Source organism: Kitasatospora sp. NPDC059571 (assembly GCF_042735675.1).
Lineage (GTDB): Bacteria > Actinomycetota > Actinomycetes > Streptomycetales > Streptomycetaceae > Kitasatospora.
The window spans coordinates 1-14486 of the sequence record NZ_JBHWBW010000174.1 but is presented as its reverse complement, the minus strand read 5'-3'; the positions used below and the strand labels follow the sequence as shown (position 1 = coordinate 14486).

Annotated in this window: 11 protein-coding genes; 5 read left to right on the top strand and 6 right to left on the bottom strand. The window is 76.7% G+C overall.

The annotated features are described in order from the left end of the window. Nucleotides 1-254 precede the first annotated feature (254 nt). Nucleotides 255-1751, top strand: a complete 1497-nt coding sequence (locus ACFV0G_RS20250; RefSeq protein ID WP_380549356.1) for an amino acid permease — start codon at nt 255-257, stop codon at nt 1749-1751. Between the two features lie 9 nt (nt 1752-1760). Here ACFV0G_RS20250 and ACFV0G_RS20245 read toward each other — a convergent pair whose 3' ends face one another. Next, nucleotides 1761-2429 carry a TetR/AcrR family transcriptional regulator gene (locus ACFV0G_RS20245; protein WP_380549353.1) on the bottom strand — a complete coding sequence of 223 codons (669 nt, stop codon included), beginning with the start codon at nt 2427-2429 and terminating at the stop codon, nt 1761-1763. Between the two features lie 110 nt (nt 2430-2539). On the opposite strand from ACFV0G_RS20245, the gene ACFV0G_RS20240 reads away from it, so the two are divergent. The 4 genes from ACFV0G_RS20240 to ACFV0G_RS20225 are packed head-to-tail and all read left to right on the top strand — an operon-like array spanning nt 2540 to nt 9206. Next, complete coding sequence (locus tag ACFV0G_RS20240; RefSeq protein WP_380549350.1) at nt 2540-3349, top strand: urea amidolyase associated protein UAAP1; 810 nt, start codon at nt 2540-2542, stop codon at nt 3347-3349. Continuing rightward, nucleotides 3346-3951 (top strand): urea amidolyase associated protein UAAP2, encoded by a 606-nt coding sequence (locus ACFV0G_RS20235; protein WP_380549347.1) that lies wholly within the window; start codon nt 3346-3348, stop codon nt 3949-3951. Before ACFV0G_RS20240 ends, ACFV0G_RS20235 begins: the two co-directional genes overlap by 4 nt. 6 nt (nt 3952-3957) lie before the next feature. Further along, a complete protein-coding gene (uca, locus tag ACFV0G_RS20230) occupies nt 3958-7536 on the top strand; it encodes an urea carboxylase (protein ID WP_380549344.1) in 3579 nt (1192 codons plus the stop codon). Further along, nucleotides 7533-9206 carry an allophanate hydrolase gene (locus ACFV0G_RS20225; protein ID WP_380549341.1) on the top strand — a complete coding sequence of 558 codons (1674 nt, stop codon included), beginning with the start codon at nt 7533-7535 and terminating at the stop codon, nt 9204-9206. Before uca ends, ACFV0G_RS20225 begins: the two co-directional genes overlap by 4 nt. Before the next feature lie 40 nt (nt 9207-9246). Here the strand turns inward: ACFV0G_RS20225 and ACFV0G_RS20220 are convergent, their stop codons facing one another. From ACFV0G_RS20220 to ACFV0G_RS20200, 5 genes are all read right to left on the bottom strand, one after another. Further along, nucleotides 9247-9954: a GntR family transcriptional regulator gene (locus tag ACFV0G_RS20220; protein WP_380549338.1), complete on the bottom strand. Its 708-nt coding sequence runs from the start codon at nt 9952-9954 to the stop codon at nt 9247-9249. Nucleotides 9955-9994: 40 nt separating this feature from the next. Beyond that, entirely contained in the window at nt 9995-10912 is a 918-nt protein-coding gene (locus tag ACFV0G_RS20215; RefSeq protein WP_380549335.1) for an ornithine cyclodeaminase family protein, read from the bottom strand. Continuing rightward, entirely contained in the window at nt 10909-11925 is a 1017-nt protein-coding gene (locus tag ACFV0G_RS20210; protein ID WP_380549332.1) for a proline racemase family protein, read from the bottom strand. The genes ACFV0G_RS20215 and ACFV0G_RS20210 overlap by 4 nt, the downstream gene beginning before the upstream one ends. Further along, entirely contained in the window at nt 11922-13262 is a 1341-nt protein-coding gene (locus tag ACFV0G_RS20205) for an aldehyde dehydrogenase family protein (RefSeq protein ID WP_380549329.1), read from the bottom strand. The genes ACFV0G_RS20210 and ACFV0G_RS20205 overlap by 4 nt, the downstream gene beginning before the upstream one ends. Before the next feature lie 98 nt (nt 13263-13360). Beyond that, a complete protein-coding gene (locus tag ACFV0G_RS20200) occupies nt 13361-14362 on the bottom strand; it encodes a proline racemase family protein (RefSeq protein WP_380549326.1) in 1002 nt (333 codons plus the stop codon). Between the last annotated feature and the right edge of the window lie 124 nt (nt 14363-14486).

Here is a 14486-nt window from a genome sequence, read left to right as displayed (position 1 = left end):
CCGCGAGGGCGGGGGTGGAGCCGCCGCCGGCCATCGGTGCGGCGATCACCGGGACGTCGAGGTGCAGGCTCATCCGGTCCTCCGGTCGGCTCCGGCAGCGGCCGGCCCGGGCGGGTCCGACCGCCCCATTGTCGGACACCCCGCGGCGGTGAGCACACGGCAACCTGGCGGCAACAGCCGGGCAACGCCCGGGAATCCCGCGGCCCCTACTTTCTGTCAACCGACAGAAACTGCCGTGGAAAGCCGGTGCCCCCATGACCACCAGCACTTCCCTCGCCCCTGCCGGAGCCGCCGGGCCGGCGCCCGCCGACGCGCTCCCCTATCCGCAGCAACTCCACCGCACGATGGGCCGGTTCGCCTCGTTCGCGGCCGGCTTCTCGTTCATCTCCGTGCTCACCACGGTCTTCCAGCTCTTCGCGTTCGGCTACGGCTCGGCCGGGCCGGCGTTCGTCTGGACGTGGCCGGCGGTCCTGGTCGGCCAGCTGCTGGTGGCCGCCTGCTTCGCCGAACTCGCCGCCCGCTACCCGATCTCCGGGGCCATCTACCAGTGGGCGACCCGGCTGGCCGGCCCGGCCTACGGCTGGTTCACCGGCTGGCTGATGGTGCTCGGGCAGGTGGTGGTGGTGACCGCCGCCGCGCTCGCCCTGCAGGTGGTGCTGCCCGCGCTCTGGCCGGGCTTCCAGCTCCTCGGCGGCGACCCCTCCCCGACCACCGCGAGCGGCGCCGCCAACGCGGTGCTGCTCGGCGCCGCGCTGATCGTGCTGACCACACTGGTCAACGCGGTGGACAACCGGGTGCTGTCCTGGGTGAACGGCATCGGGGTGACCGCCGAGCTGACCGGGATCGTGCTGATCGTCGTCCTGCTGTTCACCCACACCGAGCAGCCCGCCTCGGTGGTGCTGCACACCGGCCACACCGGCGGGGGCGCGTTCTGGGCGCTCCTGGTCGGCTCCTTCACGGCCGCGTACGTGATGATCGGCTTCGACAGCGCGGGCGAGCTCTCCGAGGAGACGGTCGCGCCGCGGCGCACCGCGCCCCGCACCATCCTGACCGCGCTGGCCGCGGCCGGGGTCGGCGGCGGGCTGCTGCTGCTCGGCGGCGTGCTGGCCGCCCCCAGCCTCACCGACGGCCGGCTCGCCTCGGAGGGCCTGTCCTACGTGCTGACCAGCAGCCTCGGCGACGGCCTGGGCCGGGTCCTGCTCGCGGACGTGGCGGTCGCGGTCTGCGTGGGCACCCTGGCGATGCAGACCGCGGGGACCCGGATGGTCTTCTCGATGGCCCGCGACGGGGCGCTGCCGGGCTCGGCCCGGCTGGCCGCCGTCCACCCGCGCAGCGGCATGCCGCGCTGGGCGGCGCTCGCGGTGGGCGTCCCGGCCACCGCCTTCCTGCTGCTCAACCTGGTCTCCCCGGCCGCCTTCCTGGCGCTGTCCACCACCTGCATCGTGTTGGTCTACGCCGCGTACGCGCTGGTGGTGGGCGCCCTGCTGGTCCGCCGGCTGCGCGGCCTGCCGGTCGGGGAGGGCGCGGACGCCGACGAGCGCGGGCGGCCGCTGTTCTCGCTCGGCCGCTGGGCGCTGCCGGTGAACGTGCTGGCGCTGCTGTACGGCGCGGCGATGACGGTGAACCTCGCCTGGCCGCGCGAGACGGTGTACGACCCGGCGGGCGGGCACTGGTACTTCCGCTGGTTCGGCGTGCTGGTGCCGGTCGTCGCGGTGCTGGCCGGCGCGGTGTACCGGCGGCTGCGCCGCTGATCCGGCCGCTCAGACGAGCCGCTCGCCCCCCCGGCGGGCGGCTTCGGCCTGCGCCGGGGAGCAGCCGGCGAACCGCAGCGCGGCGTCCGCGACCGCGCCCGCCACCGCGTGCGGTGTCCGCCCGCCCTGCTCGCGGGCGACCGCCACCCCGCCCTCCACCAGGCCGAACAGCAGGTCGGTGCGGAGTGCGGGGTCGGTGCCGTCCGTCGCGACCAGGGCGAGCAGCGTGCCGTACGCGGCCTTGAGCTCGGCGCGGGCCGCGCGGAAGCCGGCGAAGCGTTCCCCGCGGACCTCGGGCAACTGGTAGAGCGCGCCCAGGTTGTACAGGCCGCCGAAGAGCAGTTCGGCGTCGCGGGCGGCCAGTGCCCAGAGCCTGGCGGCCGGGTCCGCGCCCTGCTGGGCGAGCAGGGCGGCCGCGAAGGCCAGCGAGGGCTCGACGGTGCTCTCCAGCAGGGTGGCGAGGACGTCCTCCTTGCCGGCGAAGTAGTGGTACATGGACGCCTGCCGCATCCCCGCGCGCTCGGCGACGGCCCGGGTGGTGGTCGCGGCGTAGCCGTTGCGGGTGAACAGCTCGGCGGCGGCGGCCAGCACCTGGTCGCGCGGCGCCAGCGCGCTGTCGACGGGGCCCTGGGCGCGCGGGCGGCCGACGCGGGCGGCGGGACGGCTGGTGGTGGACACCTCATGATCCTCGCACATCACCGCAGGCCGCGATCACCGTGAGGGGACGGTAACTCCCGTGTTACGTCCGGGCAATGGCGGCGAAGCCGGTGCTGCCTAATTTCTGTCGCATGACAGAAACCACCGACGCCGAGGCCGGCACCGCCACCACCACGGCCGCCCGCACACACGCCAGGGCGCAGGCGGGCGCGGTCGTCGACTGCATGCCCGTGCTGCCGCCGCCACCGGGCACCCTGTGGTCCGAGACGGTCGCCGGCGGCGGCTGCACCCACCTCGTGCTGCCCGCCGGCGCCCACGTCACCCTGACCGACCGCGACGGCGACGCCTGCGCCCACCTGCTGCTGTACGTGACGGCCCGGCCCTGGGAGCGGCTCAGCGCCGCCGACACCGTCAAGGTCCAGTGGAACGCCTACCTCGGCACCGGCAGCCAGCTCCTCTCCGACCAGGGCCGGGTGCTCGCCACCCTCACCGCCGACTCCTCCGGCCGGCACGACGCGCTGGCCGGCACCTCCGCCGCCGCCCGCAACACCGCCCGGTACGGCGACGGCACCGCGCACGGCCCCTCCCCCGCCGGCCGCGAGCTGTTCGTCCTCGCCGCCGCCAAGCACGGCCTCGGCCCGCGCGACCTGCCGCCCAGCATCTCGTTCTTCCACGGCATCACGGCCGGCCCGGACGGCGCCCTGCACTCGACCGGATCCGCCGGCCCCGGCGCCGCGGTCACCCTCCGCGCGGAGCAGGCGGTCACCCTGCTGATCGCCAACACCGCCCACCCGCTGGACCCGCGCCCCGGCTACCACTGCACCCCGCTGGAGGTGCTCGCCGTGCCCGGCGAGGTCACCGGCCCCGGCGACCCGCACTGGGACAGCACCCCCGAACGCCACCGCGCCCACCTCAACACCGCAGCCCTGGGGGTCCGATGACCGTCCTGCTCGACCGGACCGTGCCCGCGCGCGGCGCCTTCTCCGCCGTCGTCCGCCGCGGACAGCTGCTCACCGTCACCGACCTCGGCGGCAACCAGGCCGTCGACTGCCTGCTCTACGACGCCCACGACACCGCCGTGCGCTACAGCGCGAGCGACACCGTGCAGGCGCAGGGCTCGCTCTTCCTCGACAAGGGCAGCGTGCTGCTCTCCACCGAGCACACCCCGCTGATGACCGTCACCGAGGACGACTGCGGCCGGCACGACACCATCGCGGGCGCCTGCTCCAAGGAGTCCAACACCCTGCGCTACGGCCACCACACCTGGTCCCAGCACGCCTGCGTGGAGAACTTCCTCGCCGAGGGCGCCCGCTGGGGCCTCGGCAAGCGCGACCTGGTCTCCAACATCAACTGGTACATGAACGTGCCGGTCGAACCGGACGGCACCCTCGGCATCGTCGACGGCCGCTCCGCGCCCGGCCTGCGGGTCGTGCTGCGCGCCGAGACCGACGTGCTGGTGCTGGTCTCCAACTGCCCCCAGATCAACAACCCGTGCAACGGCTTCGACCCGACGCCCGTCCGGATGACCGTCACCGAGGACTGAGCCGCGATGACCTACGACACCCTGCTGATCGCCAACCGCGGCGAGATCGCCGCCCGGATCATCCGCACCGCGCGGCGGCTCGGCATCGCCACCGTGGCGGTCTTCTCCGACCCGGACCGCTCCGCCCCGCACGTCCGGCTCGCCGACCACGCCGTGCGCCTGGGGCCCGCCGCCGCCAAGGACAGCTACCTGCGCGGCGACCTGGTGCTCCAGGCGGCGCTGGACACCGGCGCGGGAGCCGTCCACCCCGGCTACGGCTTCCTCTCCGAGGACGCCGCGTTCGCCCGGCGGACGGAGGCGGCCGGGCTGGCCTTCGTCGGCCCGACCCCCGCCCAGCTGGAGGTCTTCGGCGCCAAGCACACCGCCCGGGCCGCCGCCGAGGCCGCCGGCGTGCCGCTGCTGCCCGGCACCGGCCTGCTGGCGGATCTGGACGCCGCGCTCGCCGCGGCCGACGCGGTCGGCTACCCGGTGATGCTCAAGGCCACCGGCGGTGGCGGCGGCATCGGCATGCAGGCCTGCCACGGCCCGGCGCAGCTGGCCGACGCCTGGGAGCGGGTGCAGCGGGTCGCCGCGGCGAGCTTCGCCACGGCCGGGGTGTTCCTGGAGCGGCTGGTGGAGCGGGCCCGCCACGTCGAGGTGCAGGTCTTCGGCGACGGCACCGGCCGGGTGGTCACCCTCGGCGACCGCGACTGCTCGCTCCAGCGGCGCAACCAGAAGGTGCTGGAGGAGGCGCCCGCGCCCGGCCTGCCCGCGCACGTGCGCAAGCAGCTCGCCGAGTCGGCCCGGGAGCTGTGCGCCTCGGTCTCCTACCGGTCGGCCGGCACGGTGGAGTACGTCTACGACGCCGCCCGCGAGGAGGCGTACTTCCTGGAGGTCAACACCCGCCTCCAGGTGGAGCACCCGGTCACCGAGGCGGTGTACGGCGTCGACCTGGTCGAGTGGATGCTGCGGCTCGCCCGGGGCGAGCGCTCGGCCGTGCGCGAGGTCGGACCGCCGGAGGGCCACGCCGTGGAGGCCCGGGTCTACGCCGAGGACCCGAACCGCGACCACCGGCCCAGCGCCGGCCTGCTGACCGAGGTGGTCTTCCCCGCGGACGTCCGGGTGGACGCCTGGGTGGAGACCGGCACCGAGGTCACCACCGCCTACGACCCGATGCTCGCCAAGGTGATCGTGCACGGCGCCGACCGCGACGATGCGCTGGCCCGCCTCACCGACGCCCTGGACCGCACCCGGATCCACGGCATCGAGACCAACCTCGGCCTGCTGCGCGCGGTGCCCGCGGTGCCGGCCGTCCGCGGCGCCGCCCACCACACCGGCACGCTGGCCGGCGTCACCGACCCGACGCCGCGGATCGAGGTCGTCCGGGCGGGCACCCAGACCACCGTGCAGGACTGGCCGGGCCGCACCGGCTACTGGCACGTCGGCGTCCCGCCGTGCGGGCCGATGGACGACCTGTCGTTCCGGCTCGGCAACCGGGCGCGCGGCAACCCCGAGGGCGCGCCCGGACTGGAGTGCACGCTGCAGGGCCCGGCCCTGCGGTTCACCGAGGCGGCGTGGGTCTGCGTCACCGGCGCCCCCACGGCGGCCACCGTCGACGGCACCGCGATCCCGCAGTGGGTGCCCGTCCGGGTCCCCGCCGGGGCGCTGCTCGACATCCCGGCGCCGCCCGGGCCCGGACTGCGCAGCTACCTGCTGGTGGCCGGCGGCCTGGACGCCCCGCTCTTCCTCGGCAGCGCCGCCACCTTCACCCTCGGCGGTTTCGGCGGCCACGGCGGGCGGGCGCTGCGGGTCGGCGACGTGCTGCGCGGCGGCACCGCCGCCCTCGGGCCGGGCGCCGGTCCCGTCCCGGCCGCCGAGCGGCCCGCGTTCACCTCCGACTGGGAGCTGCCCGCCCTCGAAGGTCCGCACGCCGCACCGGAGTTCTTCACTGAGCAGGACATCGAGGAGTTCTACGCCGCCGACTGGTCGGTGCACTTCAACAGCGCCCGCACCGGCGTCCGCCTGGTCGGCCCCAAGCCGGCCTGGGCCCGCCCGGACGGGGGCGAGGCCGGCCTGCACCCGTCCAACATCCACGACACCCCGTACGCGGTCGGCGCGGTCGACTACACCGGCGACATGCCGGTGCTGCTCGGCCCGGACGGCCCCTCGCTGGGCGGCTTCGTCTGCCCCGCCACGGTCGCCGCCGGCCAGCGCTGGAAGCTCGGACAGCTGCGCCCGGGCGACCGGGTGCGGTTCGTCCCGGTCACCGCCGCGGCCGCGGACGGGCTGCGGCGCGCCCCGGCCGCCGTGCCGCGGGCCTCGCGCGCGGCGATCACCGACGGCGGCGTGCTCGGCCGGCTGCCCGCCTCCGCCGGGCGCCCCGCCGTCACCTACCGGCGCAGCGGCGACGACAACCTGCTGGTCGAGTACGGGCCGATGCAGCTGGACCTGGCGCTGCGGATGCGGGTCCACGCGCTCGCCGAGCACCTCGCCGCCCGGCGCCCGCACGGAGTGGTCGACCTGACGCCCGGGATCCGCTCGCTCCAGGTGCACGTCGATCCGGACGTCCTGCCGGTCGCCGAACTCCTCGGCCTGGTCCGGGAGATCGAGGAGGCGCTGCCCGACACCGAGCGGCTCGCGGTGCCCAGCCGCACCGTCCACCTGCCGCTGTCCTGGGACGACCCGGCGACCCGGGAGGCGATCGAGCGGTACATGGCGGGCGTGCGCGACGACGCGCCCTGGTGCCCGTGGAACATCGAGTTCATCCGCCGGATCAACGGCCTCGGCTCGGTCGACGACGTGTACCGCACGGTCTTCGACGCCGAGTACCTGGTGCTCGGTCTCGGCGACGTGTACCTCGGCGCGCCGGTCGCCACCCCGCTGGACCCGCGGCACCGGCTGGTGACCACCAAGTACAACCCGGCCCGCACCTGGACGGCGGAGAACTCGGTCGGCATCGGCGGCGCCTACCTGTGCGTCTACGGCATGGAGGGGCCGGGCGGCTACCAGTTCGTCGGGCGGACGGTGCAGATGTGGTCGGGCTGGCAGCAGCGCGGCCCGTTCGAGCCGGGCGCACCGTGGCTGCTGCGGTTCTTCGACCGGATCCGCTGGTACCCGGTGTCCGCGGAGGAACTCCTGGAGCTGCGCGCGGACATGGCCGCCGGGCGGTTCCGGCCGCGGATCGAGGAGGGCGAGTTCGTGCTCGCCGACCACCTGCGCTTCCTGGCCGAACAGGCCGGCCCGATCGAGGAGTTCCGCGCGGTGCAGGCCGCGGCCTTCGCCGCCGAGCGGCAGGCCTGGGAGGAGGCGGGCGAGTTCGACCGCGCCGAGCGGGCGGCCGGCGCCGCACCGGTCGCCCCGCGGACGGTGACCGCCCCGCCGGGCGGCAGCGTGGTCGCGTCCGAGCTCACCGCGTGCGTCTGGAAGGTCGACGTCGCCGCCGGCGAACGCGTCCGCAAGGGACAGCAGTTGATGGCACTGGAGGCGATGAAGATGGAGACCGCGGTGACGGCCGACCAGGACGGCGTGGTCGCCGAACTGCTCGTCCGCTCCGGCGACCAGGTCGAGGCAGGCAGCCCGCTGGTGGTCCTGGGGGCGGTCGCGTGAGCGCCGTACAGCGGCCCGGAGCCGTCGAGCGGGTCCGGCGGGCGTACGCCCGGATCGCCGCCGCGGACCGGCCGGAGATCTGGATCGACCTGCGGTCGCAGGCCGAGGCGGAGGCGGAGGCCGCCCTGGTGGACGCCCGGACGGCGGCCGGGGAGCAGCTGCCGCTGGCCGGCACGGTCTGCGCGGTCAAGGGCAACATCGACGTCGCCGGCCTCCCCACCACGGCCGGCTGCCCCGACTACGCCTACCTGCCCGAGCGGGACGCGCCCGCGGTCGCCCGGCTGCGCGCCGCCGGCACGGTGGTGCTCGGCACCACCAACCTCGACCAGTTCGCGACCGGCCTGGTCGGCACCCGCAGCCCGTACGGCGCGGTGCGGGGCGCCGTCGACCCGGAGCGGATCTCCGGCGGCTCCAGCTCGGGGTCGGCGGTGGCGGTCGCCCTCGGCCTGGTGGACCTGGCGCTCGGTACCGACACCGCGGGCTCCGGCCGGGTGCCCGCCGCGCTCAACGGCATCGTCGGGCTGAAGCCGACCCCCGGCCGGGTGCCGACCGAGGGCGTGGTGCCGGCCTGCCGCAGCCTGGACTGCGTCTCGGTGTTCGCCCGCACGGTCGGTGAGGCGCAGGCCGCACACCGGCTGATCGCCGACCCGGCGCCCGAGCGCCCGGGCCGGGCCGCCGGGCCGTGGCGGGTGGCGGTGCCCGCGCCGGACGCGCTCGGCCCGCTCGCCGACGGGTGGGCGCAGGCGTTCGGGGCGGCGGCCGACCGGCTCGCCGCCGCCGGAGCCGCCCTGGCAGCGATCGACCCGGCGCCGTTCGAGCGGGTCGCCGCGATGCTCTACGAGGGCGCCTTCGTCGCCGAACGGTACGCGGCCGTCGGGGAGTTCGTCGACAAGGGCGGCCCCGGCCTGGACCCGGTGGTGGCCGGGATCATCGGCGCCGCCCGCGACGTGCCGGCCCACCGGCTGGTCGACGACCTGGCCGAACTGGCCCGGCTGCGCACCCTGGCGCTCGCCGCCCTCGGCGACGCGGACGCGCTGCTGCTGCCGACCACCACCGCCCACCCCACCCTGGCCGAGGTCGCCGCCGACCCGGTGGGCGTCAACGCCCGGCTCGGCCGGTTCACCAACTCGGCCAACCTGCTGGGCCTGTGCGCCCTCGCGGTACCCGCGGGGACGGTGCACGGCCTGCCGTTCGGCGTCATGCTGGTCGGCCCGGCGGACACCGAGGAGCGGCTCGGCGCGATCGCCCGGCTGCTCACCGAGCCGTCCCTGCCGCTGGCGGTGTTCGGCGCCCATCTGACCGGGCAGCCGCTCAACGGCCAACTGGCCTCGCTCGGCGCACGGTTCCTCGCCGAGACCGCCACCGCCCCCAGCTACCGGCTGTACGCCCTGGACACCGTCCCGGCCAAGCCCGGCCTCGTCCGGATCGGGACGGGGGGCGCGGCGGAGTCGGGCGGGGCGGGCGGCGCCTCGATCGCCGGTGAGCTGTGGGAGCTGCCCGCCGCGGGCCTCGGGGCGCTGCTGGCCGCACTGCCGGCGCCGATGGTGCTGGGCGGTGTGGAGCTCGCCGACGGGAGCCGGGTGACCGGCTTCCTCTGCGAGCCCGCCGCGCTGGAGGGCGCCGCGGACATCACCGCCGCCGGCGGCTGGGCGGCGTACCTGCGGGGCTGAGCGCCCCGCCGCCGCTCGGCCGTACCGGCCGGACGGCCGCTCAGCTGCCGGTGCGCAGCTCCGGGCGGTCGTCCGAGCCGCCGTCGAGGCCGGCCGCCCAGAGCGAGCGCACATGGCCGAGGTGGCGGGCCATGCACTCCTCCGCCGCCTCGGCGTCGCCTGCGATCATCAGGTCGAGCAGCTCCAGGTGCTCCTCGGCGGAGGAGACCAGCTCGCCGCGCTGGTCGAGCCGGTTGAGGCCGTACAGGCGGGAGCGCTTGCGCAGGTCGCCGACGGTCTCCACCAGCCGGGCGTTGCCGGCCAGGCCGAGCAGCCCGAGGTGGAAGCGCCGGTCGGCCTCCAGATAGGCGATCAGGTCGTGGGCGCGGGCGGCCTCGACGATGGCCTCGGCCTCCGGGCGCAGCGCCTCCAGCTGCTCGCGGGCGGCCGTGCGGGTGACCCGTCCGACCGTGGGGACCTCGATCAGGGCGCGGATCTCGGTGAACTCGTCGAGGTCGCGCTCGCTCAGCTCGGTGACCCGGAAGCCCTTGTTGCGGACGGCCTCGACCAGGCCCTCGCGGGCGAGGTCGAGCATCGCCTCGCGGACGGGGGTGGCGGACACCCCGAAGTCCGTGGCGAGCGCGGGCGCCGAGTACACGACGCCGGGGCGCAGCTCGCCGGAGATCAGTGCCGCGCGCAGCGCGTGCGCGACCTGGTCGCGCAGCCGCTCCTGGACGGAGATGAGGGCGCGGGGCTTGAGGTCCGCCATGGTGTGCCTCCGGGGGTGAACAGGCCCTCATCGTACAATGTCACGTTTCGCCGGGGCGGGCGGCGGCACCGGCGTCGTACTGGGCGGCGGCGACCGCGAGGTCCTGCCAGGCCATCCCGACCCCCTTGAACAGCCTGGGCCGGTCGTCCGGCACAACTGCCTTCCCGCAGACGAGTTCTGACAGGTTAGCAAGCGGCAGCGGGCCGCCCTCCGCGAAGGCCGCCAGCAGGTCGCCGGCCTCCGCGGACGCCGCCGAGCGGGCCTCCGTGTACAGCGCCGACCGGCGCACCAGTGCCGTGTCCACCTCGCGGGCACCGGGCTCGTGCGAGCCGATCGCCGCGACCGCGGCGCGGTCGGGCACCAGCCGGCCGTCGAAGAGCGGTGTCCGGGCGGTGGTGCAGCAGACCACCAGGTCGGCCTCGGCCACCGCCTCCGGGCCGCCGGTGCGGGCGTCCAGCCCGAGGGAACGGGCCCGGTCCGCCAGCTCCCGCGCCGGGCCGGGGCGGCGGGCGACCACGGTGACACGGCGCAGCGGCCGGACGGCGGCCAGCGCCGCCAGATGGCCGTGGGCCTGCGGCCCGGCGCCGAACAGCACCAGCCGGCCGGCGTCGGGCGGGGCGAGCCGGTGCAGGGCGAGCGCGGTGACCGCCGGGGTGCGCAGCGCGGTGAGCGCGGCGCCGTCGAGGAGTGCGAGCGGCTGCAGCGTCGGGCCGTCGAACAGCAGGTAGCCGCCGGTGATCCGGGGCAGCCCGCGGACCGGGTTGCCGGGCGCGACGGCAGCGATCTTCACTCCGGCGTAGCGGCCCGCCGCGGCGGGCATCAGCAGCAGCTCTCCGGCCGGCACCGGCACGGCCGAGCGCGGCGCCGCCGCCTCCGGGTCGAGCCCGTCCAGCAGGGCACGCTCCAGTGCCCGGACCGCCTCGGCGGGGGTGAGGGTGAGCTCCAGCCAGGGGATCACAGCAGGAAGCCCGGGCCGAGCGGATCGTCCGGGTCGAGCACGAAGCGGTGCTCGCCGGTGCGGTGGGCGGTGCCGGTGACCTCGGTGACCAGCCCGCCCGGCTGCTCGCCGACCACCCGGCCGGTGAACTCGGTGCCGATCACGGACAGGTGCCGCAGCACCCCGGTGCGACCCTCGGCGGCGAGCAGCGCGAGCCGGGCGGACGTCCCGGAGCCGCACGGCGAGCGGTCGATCTGGCCGTCCGCGAAGACCGTCACGCTGCGCTGCGCGGGCCCCTGCGGGGTGTCCGGCAGTTCCTCGTACAGCAGGACGCCGTAGACGCCGGAGAGCCGGTCGTCCGCGGGGTGGCGGGTGGCCGGGTGGCCCGCCAGCCCGTCCCGGATCCGCCGGGCGGCGGCGGTCAGCCCGGGGAGCTGTCCGACGGTCACCGCGAGGCCCAGGTCGGCGGCGCGGACGACGGCGTAGCAGGCGCCCGCGTGCGCGACGCCGACCCGGACGGTGCCGGCTCCCGCGCGGACGGGCAGGTCGCGGGCGGTGACGAAGGCCGGCACGTTGCGGAAGGCGACGGCGGTGGTGCGCCCGGCCGCCCGGTGCACGGTGGCGGTCACCCGGCCGGAGGGCACGTCCACGACGACCTCGGCCGTGCCGTCCGCCGGTGCGGCGACCAGCCCGCTGTCGACGGCCCAGGCGCCGAGTGCGATGGTGCCGTGCCCGCAGGCGGTGGAGTACCCGTCCTTGTGCCAGAACAGCACCCCGAGGTGGGCGCCGTCGTCGTCCGGCGGCACCACGAAGCCGCCGTACATCCCGGCGTGGCCGCGCGGCTCCCGGGTCAGCAGCCGGCGCACGTCGTCCAGCGCGCCGGGCCGCGGTGCGGTGGCGGTGCCGCCGGCGCCGAGCGCGAGCGCCCGCCGCTCGGCGACCGTCGCGCCGGGGACGGGCGGCAGCCCCGCGGTGACGATCCGGAACGGCTCGCCGGCCGTGTGGTAGTCGACCGTCTCCACCGGGCCGGTCATGCCGGCGGGAGCAGCGAGACCGTCCGGCTCGCCGTGTAGAAGTCGAGGGCGGCCGCGCCCTGCTCCCGCTCGCCGTAGGCGGCCGAACCGGTGCCCCCGAACGGCAGGTGGAAGTCGACCCCGGTGGACGGCGCGTTGATCCTGATCATGCCGGCGGCGAGGCGGTCGGCGGCGGCGAGCGCGGTGCCGAGCTCCCGGGTGTGCACGGAGGCGGCGAGGCTGTGCCGGCTGGCGTTGGCCAGCGCGATCGCCTCGTCCAGGTCGGCGGCCCGCAGCAGGACGGCGACCGGGCCGAAGAACTCCTCGGTGAGCAGCGGGTGCCCGGCCGGCACCCCGGCCAGCAGCGCGGGGGCGAACGTCCAGCCCGGTCCGTCCGTGCGGATGCCGCCGGTGAGCACCTCGGCCCCGGCGGCCCGGGCGGTGTCCACCGCGCCGGTGAGGCGGTCCAGCGCCGCCTCACCGATGACCGGGCCGCAGGGCTCGGCGGCGAGGCGCTTGGCGAGGGCCTCGCGCAGCGGCTCGTACGCCTCGCCGACCGCGATGACCCGGCTGGTGGCGGTGCACTTCTGCCCGGCGTACCCGGCGATGGCGGCGGTGAGATCGTCGGCGGCCCGCTCGATGTCGGCGTCGGGGAGCACCAGTGCGGCGTTCAGGCCGCCCAGCTCGGCCTGGGCGGGCACGCCGCGCTCGGCGGTGGCCGCGATCACGGCCCGTCCGACGGCGGTGGATCCGGTGAAGGAGACCACGTCGGCGGCGCCGACCAGCGCGGCGCCCTCCTCGGCGCCGCCCGGGATCACGGTGAGCACGCCGTCGGGCAGGTCGAGCAGCTCGGCCAGGCGCAGTGCGCAGGCGGTCGCCTCGGGCGCGGGCTTGAGGACGGCGGTGTTGCCGACCGCGAGCGCGGGGGCGGCCTTCCAGACCGGGATGGCCAGCGGGAAGTTCCACGGGGTGATCAGGCCGGCGACGCCGTACGGGCGGCGGCGGGTGAGCAGCAGCCCGGGCCCGGCCGCGGTCTCGTGCACGGCGCCGGCGGGCGCGTACGGGGCCTGCGCGTAGAAGCGGAGGATGGCGGCGGTGCGGGCGGTCTCGCCGCGGGCCTCGCCGAGCGGCTTGCCGACCTCGCGGACGACGAGGGCGGCGAGCTCGTCGGCGTGCGCCTCGACGGCCTCGGCGGCGCGGGTGAGCGCGGCCGAGCGGGCGGCGGCCCCGGCCGCGAGCCAGCCGGGCTGGGCGGCCCGGGCGCGGTCGACGGCGGCCAGGGTGCCGGCCGCGCCCGGGGTGCCGGTGGTGATCACCACGTCGGCGGGGGCGGCGGGATTGCGGGAGGTGAGGGTCACGGGGTCCTCCAGGGTGTCCGGGCGGACACCGGGGTCGGGTCGGGGCTCGGGGCCGGGGGCGGGCTCGGGCCGGGGCGGGCCGGGGACCGGGGCCGGGGTCAGAGCAGGAAGCCGGCCGGGAAGGGGTCGGCCGGGTCGAGGAAGTACTGGGCGGTGCCGGTCAGCCAGGCCCGGCCGGTGACGGTGGGCACCACGGCGGGCCGGCCCGCGACGGTGGTCTCCTCGACCAGCCGGCCGGTGAAGGAGGTGCCGATGAAGGACTCGTTGACGAAGTCCCGGTGGAGCGGCAGCTCGCCGCGGGCGTGCAGCTGGGCCATCCGGGCGGAGGTGCCGGTGCCGCAGGGCGAGCGGTCGAACCAGCCGGGGTGGATCGCCATCGCGTGGCGGGAGTGCACGGCGGTCGAGCCGGGCGCCAGCAGCTGGACGTGGTGGCAGCCGTTGATCGCCGGGTCCTCCGGGTGGACCGGCCGGTCGGCCTCGTTGATCGCGGCCATCACCGCGAGCCCGGCGTCCAGGATCTCCTGCTTGCGGGCCCGGTCGAACGGCAGGCCGAGCCGCTCCAGCGGCAGGACGGCGTAGAAGTTGCCGCCGTACGCGAGGTCGTACGCGACCTCGCCGTGGCCCGGCACCTCCACCGTGCGGTCGAGCCCGACCGCGTACGAGGGCACGTTGCGGATGGTGACGGACCGGGCCGCGCCGTCGACCACGTGCACGTCCGCGACGACCAGGCCGGCCGGGGTGTCCAGCCGGACGGTGGTGACCGGCTCGACCACCTCCACCATGCCGGTCTCGACCAGGACGGTGGCGACGCCGATCGTGCCGTGGCCGCACATCGGCAGCAGGCCCGACACCTCGATGTACAGCACGCCGACGTCGGCGTCCGGCCGGGTGGGCGGCTGGAGGATCGCGCCGCTCATCGCGGCGTGGCCGCGCGGCTCGTACATCAGCAGGGTGCGGACGTGGTCCAGGTGCTGCTGGAAGTGCACACGGCGCTCGGCCATGGTGGCGCCGGGCACGGTGCCGATCCCGCCGGTGATCACGCGGGTGGGCATGCCCTCGGTGTGCGAGTCCACGGCGTGGAAGACGTGGCGGCTGCGCAAGGTGGCTCTCCTCGGGTGGGCGGGGGGGGGCGGGGGGGCGCGCCGCCCCGGGGGGGGGGGCGCGCGCGCGCAGCGCGCCGCGCGGCGCGGCGGGGGGGGGGCGCGGCGGCGCGCGGGCGCTCAG

What these genes read in the sequence shown, in the direction of transcription:
- ACFV0G_RS20210 (WP_380549332.1), bottom strand. Translation starts at nt 11,925, where the DNA reads ATGACCGGCCCGGTGGAGACGGTCGACTACCACACGGCCGGCGAGCCG.
- uca (WP_380549344.1), top strand. Translation starts at nt 3,958, where the DNA reads ATGACCTACGACACCCTGCTGATCGCCAACCGCGGCGAGATCGCCGCC.
- ACFV0G_RS20250 (WP_380549356.1), top strand. Translation starts at nt 255, where the DNA reads ATGACCACCAGCACTTCCCTCGCCCCTGCCGGAGCCGCCGGGCCGGCG.
- ACFV0G_RS20240 (WP_380549350.1), top strand. Translation starts at nt 2,540, where the DNA reads ATGACAGAAACCACCGACGCCGAGGCCGGCACCGCCACCACCACGGCC.
- ACFV0G_RS20235 (WP_380549347.1), top strand. Translation starts at nt 3,346, where the DNA reads ATGACCGTCCTGCTCGACCGGACCGTGCCCGCGCGCGGCGCCTTCTCC.
- ACFV0G_RS20220 (WP_380549338.1), bottom strand. Translation starts at nt 9,954, where the DNA reads ATGGCGGACCTCAAGCCCCGCGCCCTCATCTCCGTCCAGGAGCGGCTG.